The sequence below is a fragment of the Hyphomicrobium sp. genome, from assembly GCF_035572195.1.
GTDB lineage: Bacteria > Pseudomonadota > Alphaproteobacteria > Rhizobiales > Hyphomicrobiaceae > Hyphomicrobium_B.
In genome coordinates, this window is the sequence record NZ_DATNBA010000083.1 from 1 (window position 1) to 14,451 (window position 14,451).

17 protein-coding genes, 1 tRNA gene and 1 pseudogene are annotated in these 14,451 nt (G+C 58.8%); 7 read left to right on the forward strand and 12 right to left on the reverse strand.

Annotation, left to right across the window (positions count from 1 at the left end; genetic code table 11):
* Position 1: 1 nt before the first annotated feature.
* The 3 genes from VN623_RS07435 to mnmA form a co-directional block, all read right to left on the reverse strand.
* Positions 2-78 (reverse strand) — tRNA-Met (locus VN623_RS07435).
* Between the two features lie 148 nt (positions 79-226).
* Complete coding sequence (locus VN623_RS07440; protein ID WP_325569662.1) at positions 227-880, reverse strand: class I SAM-dependent methyltransferase; 654 nt, start codon at positions 878-880, stop codon at positions 227-229.
* Positions 881-1,004: 124 nt separating this feature from the next.
* Entirely contained in the window at positions 1,005-2,201 is a 1,197-nt protein-coding gene (mnmA, locus tag VN623_RS07445) for a tRNA 2-thiouridine(34) synthase MnmA (RefSeq protein WP_325569664.1), read from the reverse strand.
* A gap of 421 nt (positions 2,202-2,622) precedes the next feature.
* On the opposite strand from mnmA, the gene VN623_RS07450 reads away from it, so the two are divergent.
* Complete coding sequence (locus VN623_RS07450; RefSeq protein ID WP_013216444.1) at positions 2,623-2,901, forward strand: DUF1153 domain-containing protein; 279 nt, start codon at positions 2,623-2,625, stop codon at positions 2,899-2,901.
* A 90-nt stretch (positions 2,902-2,991) separates the two neighbouring features.
* Here the strand turns inward: VN623_RS07450 and VN623_RS07455 are convergent, their stop codons facing one another.
* Positions 2,992-3,606, reverse strand: coding sequence for a hypothetical protein (locus VN623_RS07455; RefSeq protein ID WP_325569666.1), 615 nt, complete (start codon positions 3,604-3,606; stop codon positions 2,992-2,994).
* Positions 3,607-3,861: 255 nt separating this feature from the next.
* Positions 3,862-4,245, reverse strand: coding sequence for a flagellar export protein FliJ (locus VN623_RS07460; protein ID WP_325569668.1), 384 nt, complete (start codon positions 4,243-4,245; stop codon positions 3,862-3,864).
* A 682-nt stretch (positions 4,246-4,927) separates the two neighbouring features.
* Between VN623_RS07460 and ctrA the strand changes: the two genes are divergently transcribed.
* Positions 4,928-5,626 (forward strand): response regulator transcription factor CtrA, encoded by a 699-nt coding sequence (gene ctrA / locus VN623_RS07465; RefSeq protein ID WP_325569670.1) that lies wholly within the window; start codon positions 4,928-4,930, stop codon positions 5,624-5,626.
* 90 nt (positions 5,627-5,716) lie between these two features.
* On the opposite strand, the gene VN623_RS07470 is transcribed toward ctrA, so the two are convergent.
* Positions 5,717-7,165, reverse strand: coding sequence for an outer membrane protein (locus VN623_RS07470; RefSeq protein ID WP_325569672.1), 1,449 nt, complete (start codon positions 7,163-7,165; stop codon positions 5,717-5,719).
* Between the two features lie 294 nt (positions 7,166-7,459).
* On the opposite strand from VN623_RS07470, the gene VN623_RS07475 reads away from it, so the two are divergent.
* Complete coding sequence (locus tag VN623_RS07475; RefSeq protein WP_325569674.1) at positions 7,460-8,122, forward strand: MBL fold metallo-hydrolase; 663 nt, start codon at positions 7,460-7,462, stop codon at positions 8,120-8,122.
* A gap of 12 nt (positions 8,123-8,134) precedes the next feature.
* Here VN623_RS07475 and VN623_RS07480 read toward each other — a convergent pair whose 3' ends face one another.
* Both VN623_RS07480 and VN623_RS07485 read right to left on the reverse strand, forming a co-directional pair.
* Positions 8,135-8,497: a hypothetical protein gene (locus VN623_RS07480; protein ID WP_325569676.1), complete on the reverse strand. Its 363-nt coding sequence runs from the start codon at positions 8,495-8,497 to the stop codon at positions 8,135-8,137.
* A 93-nt stretch (positions 8,498-8,590) separates the two neighbouring features.
* Positions 8,591-9,091 (reverse strand): hypothetical protein, encoded by a 501-nt coding sequence (locus tag VN623_RS07485; protein ID WP_325569678.1) that lies wholly within the window; start codon positions 9,089-9,091, stop codon positions 8,591-8,593.
* Between the two features lie 371 nt (positions 9,092-9,462).
* Between VN623_RS07485 and VN623_RS07490 the strand changes: the two genes are divergently transcribed.
* Positions 9,463-9,966, forward strand: a complete 504-nt coding sequence (locus tag VN623_RS07490) for a hypothetical protein (RefSeq protein WP_325569680.1) — start codon at positions 9,463-9,465, stop codon at positions 9,964-9,966.
* A 27-nt stretch (positions 9,967-9,993) separates the two neighbouring features.
* Here the strand turns inward: VN623_RS07490 and VN623_RS07495 are convergent, their stop codons facing one another.
* Positions 9,994-10,770 carry a histidine phosphatase family protein gene (locus tag VN623_RS07495; RefSeq protein WP_325569682.1) on the reverse strand — a complete coding sequence of 259 codons (777 nt, stop codon included), beginning with the start codon at positions 10,768-10,770 and terminating at the stop codon, positions 9,994-9,996.
* A gap of 245 nt (positions 10,771-11,015) precedes the next feature.
* Between VN623_RS07495 and VN623_RS07500 the strand changes: the two genes are divergently transcribed.
* The gene (locus VN623_RS07500; RefSeq protein WP_325569684.1) at positions 11,016-11,318 is read left to right on the forward strand and encodes a hypothetical protein; all 303 of its coding nucleotides are present in this window, start codon (positions 11,016-11,018) and stop codon (positions 11,316-11,318) included.
* Positions 11,319-11,416: 98 nt separating this feature from the next.
* The gene (locus tag VN623_RS07505; protein WP_325569686.1) at positions 11,417-11,830 is read left to right on the forward strand and encodes a hypothetical protein; all 414 of its coding nucleotides are present in this window, start codon (positions 11,417-11,419) and stop codon (positions 11,828-11,830) included.
* 100 nt (positions 11,831-11,930) lie between these two features.
* Here VN623_RS07505 and VN623_RS07510 read toward each other — a convergent pair whose 3' ends face one another.
* Both VN623_RS07510 and VN623_RS07515 read right to left on the reverse strand, forming a co-directional pair.
* Complete coding sequence (locus VN623_RS07510) at positions 11,931-12,509, reverse strand: type 1 glutamine amidotransferase domain-containing protein (protein ID WP_325569688.1); 579 nt, start codon at positions 12,507-12,509, stop codon at positions 11,931-11,933.
* 126 nt (positions 12,510-12,635) lie between these two features.
* Positions 12,636-12,929 carry a GYD domain-containing protein gene (locus VN623_RS07515; protein ID WP_325569690.1) on the reverse strand — a complete coding sequence of 98 codons (294 nt, stop codon included), beginning with the start codon at positions 12,927-12,929 and terminating at the stop codon, positions 12,636-12,638.
* 182 nt (positions 12,930-13,111) lie between these two features.
* Here VN623_RS07515 and mddA point away from each other — a divergent pair, with 182 nt between their 5' ends.
* Positions 13,112-13,843 (forward strand): methanethiol S-methyltransferase, encoded by a 732-nt coding sequence (gene mddA, locus VN623_RS07520; RefSeq protein ID WP_325569692.1) that lies wholly within the window; start codon positions 13,112-13,114, stop codon positions 13,841-13,843.
* On the opposite strand, the pseudogene VN623_RS07525 reads toward mddA, so the two are convergent.
* Positions 13,840-14,451: pseudogene (locus tag VN623_RS07525) on the reverse strand (hypothetical protein); the annotation flags it as partial. The gene mddA and the pseudogene VN623_RS07525 overlap by 4 nt on opposite strands.

Genomic DNA, 14,451 nt, shown 5'->3' on the forward strand with positions numbered 1-14,451 from the left:
TTGGTAGCGGGAGGCGGACTTGAACCGCCGACCTACGGATTATGAGACCGTCGCTCTAACCACCTGAGCTATCCCGCCACGCCAACCGGTATTCTGCCGTCGAGCGCCGTCTATAGGGATCGCGGCCGCATTCTGTCAACACAACGCGCCGCGAACGTGACCATGCGGACAGAGTCCGGGTCGATAAGGCACATCCGAAATGCCGAGGCATCCCGGGTGTGGGTGATTATTCCGCTGCAACCGGGCGTTCGGCGACGGAGGCCTCCTTGCGGAAGCGCATCATCGTGAAGATGCCCCAGGGGCGCAACGAGCGGCGGTCCATCAGCTTCAGGTCCTGGCAGACCATGACGCGCGACACGTCGAAGACCGAATGCCAGCCGACGAGATCGGCAAAGGGCGCCATCTGGCGCTCGACCCAACCTCTGACGCCATCATCCTGGCTGAAGTGATTGACGAGCATGACCTCGCCGCCGGGCTTCGTGACGCGCGCCAACTCGAGCATCACCTTCTGCGGATCAGGCACGACCGTGATGACATACATCGCAACGACCGTGTCGAAGGAATTGTCGGAAAATCTCAGGTCGCTGGCATCCATTTCATGGAGGCCGGTAATGTTCGTCAGTCCTTCGGCTTTGACGCGCTCGCGGGCCTTTTCGAGCATCTCGGGCGCGAGATCGATGCCGACGATATCGAGGTGCTTCTGATAGTCGGGAAGGGCGAGACCGGTTCCTACGCCAACCTCGAGCACGCGGCCGCTGCTGCCGTTGATGATCTCGACGGCGTGGCGCCTGCCGGCGGTGGACACCGCACCGAACGTATAATCGTAAACCGGTGCCCAGCGGCGATAGGCGTCGCGCACGGCGCTCTCGTCAAGCTGCATCGGCTTTGGTTCGAAACGCCTTCTCGCTGTGCCCGCCCGCGCACCCGAGGTGCGCCCAAAGCCTGAAGACTGCTTGTCACTCACTGCCGCTCTCCATCATCCCGCTATCGAACCCCGGAAGAAGTTACCGCCGGGCCTCGGCCATTGTTCCGCCCTTGACGCGATAATCAGCAGGACTCGCGGACTTAATCGTCTTCGCGATGTAACCGCCCCCGAGCACCTGCGCCTCGGTTCCCGCATCGGCATAAAACACGCACGCTTGCCCCGTCGCAATACCTTCCTCGCCATCGATCAGCTCGATCCGAACAACACCATCGGGTTCCGCGTGGACGAGAGCCGGCCGTAGAGCCTGCGAAGATCGCATGCGAACATAGAGTGGCAAGCCGTCGCGTGCGATAGCGATAAGCGGCTTTTCCCCTAGCCAATTAACGTTACGGAGCACAAGGCCTGCCGTCGTCAGCGCCGCGCGCGGACCGACTACGACTTCATTGCGCGCCGCGTCGAGCCGCACGACGTAAAGGGCTTCCGCAGCCGGGATCTTGATGCCGCGCCGCTGACCGACCGTGTAGTGAATAATGCCGTCGTGACGACCGAGAATGCGACCGTCGAGGTGGACGATGTTGCCGGAGTCGAGGGCGCTCGGTTTCAGCCGTTCGATGACGTCAGTGTAGCGTCCGGTCGGCACGAAGCAGATGTCCTGACTGTCGGACTTATCGGCGACGGGAAGATTGAAGGCGCGCGCCCGCTCACGCACTTCGGCTTTTTGCATGCCGCCGATCGGGAACCACAACGACGCGAGCTGTTCTTTCGTGACGCCGAATAGAAAATAGCTCTGATCGCGATCGGGGTCGGCGGCGCGTGCGAGTTCAGGGCCGTGAGGGGTGTCGCGCCGCTGCACGTAATGGCCTGTCACCAGAAATTCGGCGCCGAGGTCCTTCGCGGTCTCGAGCAGATCGTGAAACTTGATTTCGTTGTTGCATGTGACGCACGGGATCGGAGTCTCGCCGGCGATGTAACTTTCGGCGAACGAGTCGATCACCTTCGCGGCGAAGCGGGCCTCGTAGTCGAGCACGTAGTGCGGAATGTCCAGAGCTTCGGCGACGTGCCGCGCGTCATGGATGTCCTGGCCGGCACAGCAGCTTCCCTTTCGGCCCGTTGCCGTTCCGTGGTCGTAGAGCTGCAGCGTCACGCCGATGACCTCGTGCCCGGCAGCCTTCATCATCGCCGCCGCGACGGAACTGTCGACGCCGCCCGACATCGCGACGACGACGCGCCGTCTGGCGCTCGAGGCGGCAATGGGCTGTGGCTGGGTGTCGGTCATGGATGATCTGGTCTGCTCAGCTTCGTAAGGAATGGTAACCGGGATCCTGGCCGGACTATATCCGGTACCAGCGGTCTAGCAAAAGGCCAAAGAGATTCATGGCCTTAATTGGGACGACGGGGTCCGCCGGCGTGCGTTAAGCTCGCTTATCAATAAGCCATGACAGGCACCTCGGGCAAGGCGACGTTATGTGCTGCCGAGATGTGCTGCCGAGTGAATTGGCCCAAAATTCGCTACGCCGGATTCAGGTTATCGCGATGTCCCAAATTGGAACGGGTGTTCCCCATAAATACCCGTTTCGAGGCCCGGCAAAGCTGAATTGGTACGCCCATTTAAGGCTTTTTCACTCAATGGGTTAGTGCTAATTTAATCGCAGCCTGCTAGAACTAAACGTGTGGTCAGAGAGTGTGTATTGAGTATCATGACCGAGCAGCAGATGAGAGCGCGCGGGCGCTACGTGATCGGACCTGACGGGTCTCCGCTCACGGTCGCCGATCTTCCCCCGCGGGACACCAAGCGTTGGGTAATCCGGCGCAAGGCAGAAGTGGTTGCGGCTGTGCGCGGCGGTCTCCTCAGTATTGAGGAAGCCTGCGAGCGTTACACGCTGACTGTTGATGAATTTCTGTCCTGGCAGCGTTCAATCGACAAGCACGGCCTTCCGGGGCTGCGCGCCACGCGGCTGCAAGATTACCGCGAGTAATTCTGGGTGCATGTGATGAGGCAGCGGCCGGTTTCGCCGCAGCTTAACTTTGCGTGCCGACTTGTCGGCCGGCGCTGATCGCGCTCTGCGTCATTGCTCGGCGGCGGGCTTCGGCGGAGCCGCTTTGACCTTGGATTTTTTCGCCTTGTGCGCGGGTTTTGGAATCTCCACTGCCGCGGGCGGAGCAGGCACCCAACCGACCACCGTCGAGTTTTCCGTGCAACCTTGATCGCCCTTCGACCAGCGCCCGACGTCCTGCGTCATGGCGGAGGCGAACGCGTCGGTCATTTTAAGATTTTCCGTTTTAACCGTTGCCGATGATTCCCCCGTTGGATCGATGTTGACCAGGTAGGCCTTGGCACCACGCGGATTAGGCTGCGTCGGATCACGCTGATGAATGACGATTTGCGCCTTGCCGCCGCGCGATGGTGCGTCGGCGCTCGCGTGAAAAATGTAATCCTTCTTGAGCGGACCGTTGGCGCCGAACCAACAGCCCATGGCTCCTTGCGCGATGCGCGAGTAAATGTCGGTCGCCGATCCGACCGGCTGGCCCATCGCAACCGGAATTGCCTCAGAGATCGAGCCGACCGACGGAAGTTTTGGAAGGGTGAGGGGCTCAGCCTGCTGACCGGCGCCTGCGCACGCCGACAGGATGGCCGCAGTCAGCAGCGCGGAGAGCGCAAACCATGAGCGATTGATCGACATTTTGCTCCGGTTGACGGCATGCCTCAGCTTTTGTGCCTTGGCGCAGGAAACAACCGAGATTGCGTGTGCCCGGCGCGCCAACTTTGGGCAAGAGGGTTACCCACGGACCAATCGGCGCGATTAACAGAAATGACACATGAAAAAGGCGGCGCCTTTCGGGCGCCGGGGGACTTGCTTAGTGAATTGGATGAATTCCGCGGATTTGCCGCGCCGAATCAGTCTGTGCGGATTGCAACTTGAACCCGAAGAAATCGATTAGCGCAGCGCCGTAATTCCGAACGGTCGTTCGCGGCGGGGGCCACGAGAGTCCTCGCGACCTTCGACCTGTTGCGTCACACGCGAGAATTGCTCGACCGTATCGTCGCGTTCACGAACTGCAGCGGCGAGTTTCTCGCGCAATCCCTCGGTCGACTGCCGGAGATTATCGCGGCGCTGAGCTGCAGCTTTTGCGAACGTCGAATAAGAGAAGTGCATATGATCGCGAACGCCGGTGCGATCTTCTTCAATTTGAATTTGACGCTCGAGATCGGACGCCATCTGGTCGAACTCGCGGATGATCCGCTGCAAATCCTCGACCTTTCGCGACTTCTCTTCGACTTCATGACGCTTCAAGCGCACGGCCGTTTCTCGTGACTTCATCGTTCGATATCCCGAACCAATTCGAACTCGCATCGCCGGTTACTCAAGAAACGTGCCAAGGCGTCGTCTGGATTTCGTCGTTGTAGCAACCATGAATAAATACGTTAAAGGCTCTATTCGGCTGCGTTGCAGGTGCCTAATAGGACTTCAATACTGTGTATAGCATGTTGCGCTTAAGTTGCGGTAAAGCAACGCGTAATCTTTTCTGATGGATCGTGCCGTTTGGAGGCAAATTTTTGCCTTTCTCCGTCTAGGGCGATGAAGCGAATTCTGTTAGCTCTTGATTCGAACCGAATGCAGGTCGCAAGGCGGTCGGGCAGGTCAGTCGGCGGGGTGGGCGCCCCAAGGACGGACTTACGCGGCGGGATCTGTTGGCGGTCGAGAGGGGCGCAGTTCTAAAATCTTGATACATGCGACGGGCCAGCTTTGGCGCGAACGGGGTTGTTTGGCCTCTGAGCGGCATAGGAATGATCTGTCTATGGGCCAAGCGCTGGCAGTAATCGCTGGAAAACTTTCAGCGTTCTTGCTGGCGGTGTTAAATAACTAACACAGAATTAGGGTTTGTTAACCTCTCGACGCTAACTTCCTAACGATCGCTTAGCTCGAACTGTTGTGCGTTTTCTTTGGGCGAAAGAGCAGACAAAGCGCGGACACGGATCGGATAGGCACCAGAGGAACGGTCATGCGAGTTCTACTCATCGAAGATGACAGTGCCACGGCACAAAGCATCGAACTGATGCTGCAGTCGGAAGGCTTTAACGTTTACACGACCGACCTCGGGGAAGAAGGCGTAGATCTCGGCAAGCTCTACGACTATGACATAATCCTCCTCGACTTGAACCTCCCGGACATGAGCGGCTACGAGGTTCTGAAAACGCTTCGCGTTTCCAAGGTTTCGACGCCGATCCTCATTCTCTCGGGGTTGGCCGGTATCGACGACAAGGTCCGCGGTCTGGGCTTCGGCGCCGACGATTATATGACAAAGCCATTCCACAAGGATGAGCTGGTCGCGCGCATTCAGGCCATTGTCCGTCGCTCGAAAGGCCACGCGCAATCGATCATCGAGACCGGCGATTTACGGGTGAATCTCGATACGAAGACGGTCGATGTTCACAACCAACGGGTGCATCTGACCGGCAAGGAATACCAGATGCTCGAGCTGCTTTCGCTGCGCAAGGGCACGACGCTGACGAAAGAGATGTTCCTCAATCACCTCTACGGCGGCATGGACGAGCCGGAGTTGAAGATCATCGACGTGTTCATCTGCAAGCTTCGCAAGAAGTTGCAGGCTGCAACCGGCGGAAAGCATTATATCGAGACGGTATGGGGCCGCGGGTACGTTCTGCGCGATCCGGGTCACGAAGGCTCGGAAGCCGCCTGAACCAATTCAGATCTGGCGGTTATCTTCAAATAATGCAGGGGCCGTGAGGCCCCTGTCGCTTTATGGGTATCGGACTGCTGGCGTCCGCGTTTACTTCAACGGCACAGAGGCCTCATCCCGACCGCCGAAGCGATAGTTGATCGAAAGTCGCCCCATCTGGATGACGGGGTCGAACTTCGTCGAGACGAATTCATTAATCTCTGGCGCATCATTGGGCAGTAACGTCATCCGTTCGCTTCCGAGATTAAGATAACGGTATTCCGCCTTGAGAGAGAGCGCCTCGTTGAGACGCGTTTCGACACCGCCTCCGAAGAACACGCCGGAGAAGCGCTTGCTGTCGAACAAGACAGTACCTTCCGATAGGACGTTCTGGCCGCCGAAGTCGATGCCCGCCCGAAGGTTCGTGTCGTCGAGCCCGGCATTGGCATAACCGGCGCTGCCGAATATCAGCGTATCGGGGGTCGTCAGGTAGCCAAGACGTCCGCCAATCATGAAAATGTTCTGGAATCTCGATTTGATGCCTATCCCGAGAGTAGCGTCGTCTTCGGATACTCCCAAACTGGTGTTGTGGTGCAAATTGGAAAAGTCGGCGTCGGCAAACGCGCCGACGACGATTCTGGGGCTTGCCTGATAGTCGTAACCAACTGTGCCGGAAATGAACCCGCCCTGGCTGCCCATTCCGTCAATGTCGACATTGAAGATCGATCCGGGCTGGGGCGAGCGGTCGGCGAGGGTAATGTCGTTGGTCGCGGCACCATATCCGGCGCCAAAGCCAAGATAACTACCCGTCCAGGTGCCTGCGGCCCGTGGAGCCGGTTCGTCGGCTGGTTCCGACTTGCCGCCAAAGCGGTAATTCAGCGACACTCGCCCAGTTTGAATTTGCGGCTTTAGCGATGCGCCCACAAAGTCGCTAATGCCCGTACCGGGCAGCACGGTCGCACCCTCAGTTTGCAATGACGTGTAACGATATTCGCCTTTGATACTGAAGCCGTTGGAAATCAGTGTTTCGACACCGCCGCCGACGAAATAGCCATTGAAGTTTCCGACGCTCGCAAGCGTACCGCTGATGCTGCCGACATCTGAACCGAGGGACGCCTTGATATTGCTCGTCTCGACGCGCGCGTAGCCGAACGTCGTGAAGAAGAGAGTTGTCGGCGACACGAGATAGCCGAGCCTGCCGCCTATTGAGAGTTGGTTTTCAATGTTGAAGTCGGCGCGCGCGTTGGCGTCTGCCAGCGGCGGAATTGAAAGAGATAGTGTCGTGTCGATGTCGGAAACGTCGTAGTCGACGAAAGCGCCAATGACGAGATTATTAAAGATTGTGCGGTCGTATCCTGCGCCAAATGTAAAAAATCCGCCTTTTCCACCAAATCCGTCAATCGTCAGCTTGGCGTCATCGATTAGTCCCTTTGGAGCTATGCCCAGCTCATTGTTGGCAATTCCGTATCCCCCACCGATACCGAAAGAAAATCCATCCCAGTTGCCGGCGAATGCTTGTCCGGAAAGTATTGTGATCGAAACACCAGTAAGCAAGGCCATTTTGGCGCATTTATAAGTCATGGTAGCCCCTCATGCTCGGGACGAGAAAAATGCAATAGGGAGTTGCTAGTGCGATTCGGCGACCCCTCCCTGCACGGACAATGCGAATGCCCTGGGTGTGTGATGCCCGGGCTACAGGTGGCTTATCGGGGATTCTCAGCCGTGCCGGGGACGTTGCACCGCGGGGCCGAGACGTTCAGCCAAGGCCGGGAACTTCTCTCGTTCGATATGGAATGCTTCGCGCCGCTGGCGAAGTTGAACTAAGACGGCCCGTGTAAGCCGAGGAGCATTGTCATGACCCAACCGAACGCCGCGCCAGGATCCCCGCTCAAAGCCGCGATCGTGCGCGTCACGCCGTTCGAACAGAATTGCACCCTGATCTGGGATGAGGCCACGAAGGTGGGTGCCGTCGTCGATCCGGGCGGCGACCTCGAGCGGATCGAGCAAGCCATCAAACAAACCGGAATCTCGATCGAGAAAATACTGTTGACCCACGGACATATCGATCATGCCGGCGGCGCCGACGAATTGCGCGAAAAGCTCGGGGTCAAAATAGAGGGACCGCACAAAAACGACGTCATTCTCCTCGATAACCTGGAGAAGCAGGGCAAGGTTTACGGGGTCGACGGCGTGCGCAACGTAACGCCCGACCGCTGGCTGGAAGAGGGCGACCGGGTAACGGTCGCCGGCCACACCTTCGAAATTTTCCATTGCCCCGGACATTCGCCGGGTTCGGTCGTCTTTTTCGACCGGGCGCAACGCTTCGCGCTGGTCGGCGACGTGCTGTTTCGCGGATCGATCGGGCGAACCGACTTCCCATATGGCGACCACGCGGCGTTGATCTCGTCGATCAAGTCGAAGCTGCTGCCGCTGGGCGACGATATCGCCTTCATCTGCGGTCACGGCGAGCCGGGGCAATTCGGCCCCGAACGCCTGACTAATCCCTTCCTTGTCTGAACGCCGGCCGGCTTAGTACGTCCATTCCCAGTGCAGGCAGCCGAAGACGCCGCATTCGCGGGACAGGGTGCCGTAGCCCTTCATCGAGTGGCCATCATCCGCGGTGAGATCAACGGTCTCGACGCGCAAAGTCTCTTCGCAACTGCGCCGGCAATACGTCCAGGCGCCGCCTGGCAACTGCACTTGCCAGCCGTTTCTGCCGGGCCTGACGACGCTCGAGATGACGCCGTTGCCGTGGTGGCTGCGGGCGGTAATGACTTCGCCCGGCTGATAGGACGAGCGAAGCCGACGGAAACCAGCGTCGGATGCAGAAACCATCGTGACGGCCAGCAGCAAAGCGGCGACCGATATCGTGGCGAAGTGTCTTGCGAGCATGGAAGTCTCCATTCTTATCACGTTTAGTCTCGCCGCCTCGCTCCGACGTTCGGCAATGAGACATCTCGAACTGCAGGGCGCCAGCCGGTCCGCTTATCGAGACATCGAAATGTTGACGGCCTTCAGCGTCGGCCCGCTTGTCGAAACGTCAACCGAATGCTTGCTGCCGCCGATTGAAACCGTCATCGAACCGTCGATGCCGCCGCTGATGATGAGGTTCATCTTGGTGGCGGTTGCCCTGCCGGACACAGTACCCGACTGATTGTACGTCCGTTCTTCCCAGTTGCCGCTGACCGCGCCTTGAGCGTCGACGAGATTGGCGCGCAGCTCAACCTTGGCGGAGGCGTTGGCGCAGCGGATCGACAGGCCGAGGGTGTGTGGGCCGCCCGTATTCGTATAGTAGCCCTTGCAACGCAGGCTTTCTGTCTTGCCGCCGTCGAATTTGGCAACGCCGGACCCGCTCCAAGTCCCGGTGAGAGATGTAAAAGGGTTGCCGGCGGCGCCGAGTACGGGGCTGGCGAGCACGGCGATAGCCAGGGCCGCGCATGCGGCACTCGCCTGAAAGCGAACTGCAAGTCGTGTGTCGCGAACCACTAAGCCCTCCTCATCATTGCGGATCTTGAAGCGGCGCGCATTATTGTCCGCCGCCAGTTAATTTGCGAGCCATATGGGTGAAGTTCAGACTGTCAGAGAAGAGTGTTGCTGGTCAGCGACAGTGAACACGCATCCACGTTCGCGCCAATGCAACCGGGCAGCAGGAATCCCGACGGCCCGGGCCCGCGAGTTACCCCAATGTAGCCTACAAAGCGTCGCGTTCGGCGCGCACGTTGCCGTCATCGCTGGTTGTTGCAGATAGTCGATGCACTGCATCGCAGCCTTAACGGGGTGCTGCGATGCAATTGGAGAACCGCGGCGCACTCGCGGAAATGTCCACTGCACGCCAGCCTGGTGAGGGAGTTTAGGACATGCGTCAGTCTTACCGCGCTGCCACGTACGTGGCGGTTGTCGTGGTTTCCAGTCTTGCCGCGACCCAGAACTGGGCGGCACCAACCCCGATTGATCCACTCGCGAGCCTTGCAGGCCGATGGGTGGGCATGGCGACCATGACATCGGACTCTGGGCCTGCTTCGAACTTCAAGTGCGTCGTGACCTACATTCCGCGCAAAGACGTTCGAGGCATGCGCCAGACAATACGTTGCCAGGACGCCTCGAACTTCAAGCTGCACGCGGCGACGGACCTCACTGTCGAGGGCGACAGGGTCACCGGTCTCTGGAAGGATAAGATCAACGATGTCGGAGGCACCGTCGATGGCTCCGTCACTGCGAACGGCTTCGACATTCATCTTGCTGGACGCTTTTTCGAAGCGCGGATGGCGGTTGCCGGGCAGGGCTGCGATCAGTCCGTGACGGTGTTGCCGCAAAAATCAGACATGTTCCGCGAGCTGGCGGCCACGCTGAAGAAGTGCTGACCTCGCCGCATATAGGCCGATACGCCGTCAAAACGGTTCGACGACGCGCGTGACGTTCGGCGGGGCACCCGTGTTGGGATCGTAGCGAAAATCCAGGATGACGTTGTAAAGATCTTCGGTCCACGGGTTGGGGAAGCTGCCGGGCGGTGCGCCGAGCGATGCGGCAATCTCCGAGAGCTTGCGATGATGCCAGCAGACAACGATCGTCTTGCCCTGATAGGTCGGATTGGAGAAAATCTCTCTGACGAGTTCTTCGAAGTCATCGTCCTCGATGTCATGGTGGATGGGTATGCCGATCGCGGCCGCGAGAGGTTCGACGGTTTCAATTGAACGTATCGATCGCTTCGAGCGGGCGGCGGCAAAAATGAAATCCGGTCTGCCGAAGGTTTGCGGAATATAGGTCGCGAGACGCTCGGCGTGTTTCCGTCCCTCCTCGGATAAATGGATGTCTTCGGGATCGCCCGTCTTCTCGGCATGGCGCATCAGTACAATACGGCTTGGGCCGCCATCGGGGTGCGCGACTGCGGTGGCGGTCGCCGACGGTCCGCCGCGCGACCGGTAGAATAGGTAACCTAGCCCGTAAGCCAGAACCGGCACGCCGAGCGCCAGGGCGGTGGTGGTAAGATAATAATGCCTTACGGCCGATGCGAATGCGGCGAGCGTACCCGGATCGTGGCCATCGATGTCGAGCGGCACACTTGGGTAATAGGCTTCCGCGCTCCAAAGGACGAACGCGATCCAGGCCACGCTGGCAAGCGCCCACCATCTCGTCAGTTTGCGGCAAGACTTGTGATGATTTTTCACGCGCTCCACCCTCGTTTTGATCATCGAACCCAGAGATATATTCTACCGCCCATCCGGAACAGCGCTGGCATTTGGAGAAATCTTTACGAGGCTTAACGGCTTCGTTGGTAAACGGCCAGAAACGAATGGGCACTGTTTGCGGCGTCCAGCCTAACTGAGCGAGCACGTCGTCAACTCTTGCGCAAGCATCGTCGTATAATGTCGTTGCAGAGTGCCGGCGTTTTTTTTGGAATTGCGATAGCGCCATGACCAGCACGACGCTCGATGGCGAGCTGCTGTCACAACTTTCAGAGATTCCGGAAGTCGGCTTGACCGGCTTCACGGCCCGTGAGGGGCTGACCGGCGGCGTCACAATTCTCAGGCGCGGCAACTATTTTGGCAGTTGGCGCGTATCGGCCGGGGAACTTGTCTGGGTGCACGCCAACCTGTCGGAGCCGAGTCATTTCGTGGCGTCGGTCGACGAAGCCGTGCGCTATACGCTCTTGCTGATCTTGCGCAATATCGAGACGCCGATCAGTAAGCCTCGGGCGTACTCGCGCGCCGGGTGAAACGTTTAATTCAGGCAAGCGCGATGGATATCTTGACGGTGCCGGGAGACTGCTAGATACCGAAATAGCCGACAAAAGCGGCTTTTGGGGAGGAAATCATGGCCGAAAAGTCACCTGGTTCCGTATCCGCCAGTCTCATTATTGTTATCATTGTTGCAGCGGCGATTGGCGCTGTCATCGCTCTAATTCTGCAAGGTGCCGGACTTTCTACACGGGCGATCGCTATAATTTCGGGCTTCGTCGCAACGATCATCGCCAGCATTGCGCGTTATAAAATCCTGTTTCTCGGTGCCGGAAAGGGCCCGGACGATTCTCGCATACCGTCCGTCGTCGTGACCTACGCGGCTATCGCTTCTATTGCGGGAAGTCTCGCGGCGCATGACCTCTTCCGCTATATGCACGAAGACGTAGGAATCGGATTTCTGGGCGCGCTCGCCGGATTGCTGTCGGCAATTCTAATGGCGATGCTGATGATCACCTATCACATGAACTCGCAGCCGCTCGGACGATAGATTTCGTTTTGCTGTTCGGAACTCGGTTGAGCAAGAGATGAAAAGGCGCACGCCTCGATTTCGGGGCGTGCGCTTTTAAATTCGAAGGATGGGGAACGCGCTACGCGGCCAAAACGGCGCGCTCGTGCTTGCCTTCTTCGATCTCCTCGATAATCTTGGCGACGAACGCATCAAGATCGCCGGGATTGCGGCTCGTTACGATTCCTTGGTCGGCGACGACGGGCTCATCGACCCAATTGGCGCCGGCGTTGATCATGTCGGTCTTGATCGAGGCGTACGACGTCGCCTTGCGTCCGCGAATGGCGTTGGCCTCGATCAGCAGCCAAGGCGCGTGACAGACAGCGGCTACGACTTTGCCCTCAGCGATAAATGCCTTGATCAGTTTCATCGCCTCGGGGCTTTGACGCAGCGTGTCCGGGCTCATCTGCCCGCCTGGCAGAACCAGCGCGTCGTACAGCGATGTCGAGACCTCGGCCAACTCGGCGTCGACTTGCACGGGCTTACCCCAGTCGTGATTTTGCCAGCCGGTAATGGAGTCTTTTGCTTTGCGCTCTTTCGGCGCGGCGACATGCACGAGTTGCGCAACGGCGGCAAGCTTCTGGCGCGGTACGTCGAGTTCAGACTGTTCGAACCCATCGGTTGCGATGATGAGAATTTTTGCATTCTTTATCTTCGGCATAGACACTCTCCTCGAACCAAGTGGACTAGGAGGAACCCCGCGGCCGCGTGCCGGTTCCGGTCCGCTTGATGGGCGTATTGCCGCTGTCGCGCATCACACAAGTTTGCATGTAACGCCTAACGGCGTTCAAACCATCTTTCCGAGAACCTTCGACATTTCTGCAGCCGTGAAGGCGCGCAGCGTTTGCGTTCGGACATAGCCCCGGGCTGCGGTGCTGAGCGATAGAGCCGTCGCCGTTTCGTCGTCGGGAGCCTCGCAGACAACAACGACGTCGAAGCCGCCAATCGTCCAATACATGTCTTTGACCGTGACGCCGGCGCTCTTCGCCAATGCCTTGAATTTGTCGGCGCGGTTGATGGTGTCCTTGGCGTCGTGAACGCCTTTATCCGTGAAGTTGGTGAGGACGACATACATTGCCATGAGAGCCTCCACTATGATGGTGCTCCCCGTCTTTTGCCGATGCTAGACCTGTCCCGTTGCGAGGTGTAGTGATTATCGCTGCAGATCACGGAAACGCGCATTTTGAAGGTCTTCCGCCGGAATGATACGGCGCGAGCAGCGCGACGCCTGCAATGACAAGACTTTGAAAACAGGTGAATCCCATGAGCAGGTTCATCGCGTTTATCTATGGACTTGCATCCTATATCCTCGCCGCCGTTACGCTTCTCTACGCCATCGGTTTCGTCTCGGGCCTCGTGGTGCCAAAAACCATAGACACGGGGATCTCCGTGCCGATTGCGGAAGCGATTATCGTCAACCTGTTCCTGATGTCCGTCTTTGCGCTTCAGCACAGCGTAATGGCGCGGAAACCTTTCAAAAAATGGTGGACGCAATTCGTGCCGGAATCGATCGAACGCAGCACCTACGTGCTCTTTTCGAGTCTCGCGCTCATTCTGCTCTTCTGGCAGTGGCGTCCGATACCAGCGGTCGTCTGGCACGTCGACAATCCGCAGATCGCCGCCGCGGTGATGGGTCTGTCACTTGCCGGTTGGCTGATCGTGCTGACCAGCACGTTTCTGATCAACCACTTCGAACTGTTCGGGCTGGAACAGGTCTCAAGTAATTTCGCCAGCCGGCCGATGCAGCCAGCGGGTTTCCGCACGCCACTCTACTACAAGTTCGTGCGTCACCCGCTCTATCTCGGCTTCATCATCGCCTTCTGGGCGACGCCGACGATGACGGTCGGACATCTGCTATTTGCCGCGGTTACCACGGCCTACATCCTGGTCGGCATCATGTTGGAAGAACATGACCTCATCGCTCTTTTTGGCGACGACTACCGCCGATATAAAGAGCGCGTGCCGATGCTGATGCCCTGGCGCAAGCCGGACTAATGTCCGGGCCGTCCGGTTTTTCTCGGGCGGCCGCGACGGCCCTTCTTTTGTGTGGGATCGTCGAATTCGCGCGTGGTGACGGGCGGCGACGGCTTCGACGGGAGCTTGTCGGAAGTTTTCACCGGCAACGAGGCGTGCGGCCCCATTTCATCGAGCGTCGGCTTGTGCGGTCCGGAAATTTTTTCGCCGAAAGCTCCGGCCTTGGTTCGGCTATCGACATTCTGGATGCGTGCCGCCGGAACGGGGCGGTCGGTGCCGGGCCCCATCTCGTCGAGCGACGGTTTGCGAATACGAGATTCTGTTTGCGCCCGGCGACTCCCCTCCGGGGAACCGGCCGCCGGGCGGGACGCCGACTGCGCATATGTCGGCTGAACCGGTTCGTACTCCGTCTGGACGCGTGACGATGAAACTCCCCCCTCACCCTGTCCCTCTCCCCGAGGTGAGAGGGGATTGCTACCTGCACGGGACCGCTCCCTTTCCCCCTGGGAGGAGGGGGTGTTTGATCGTGGCAGATTTGCTTTCGGGCCATACTTGCGCGTGCCCTTGAAACTTCCGGCGCGATCCTCGACTTCGGTCTGGCGCGCCAACGGATCGTCGGCAATGGCGAG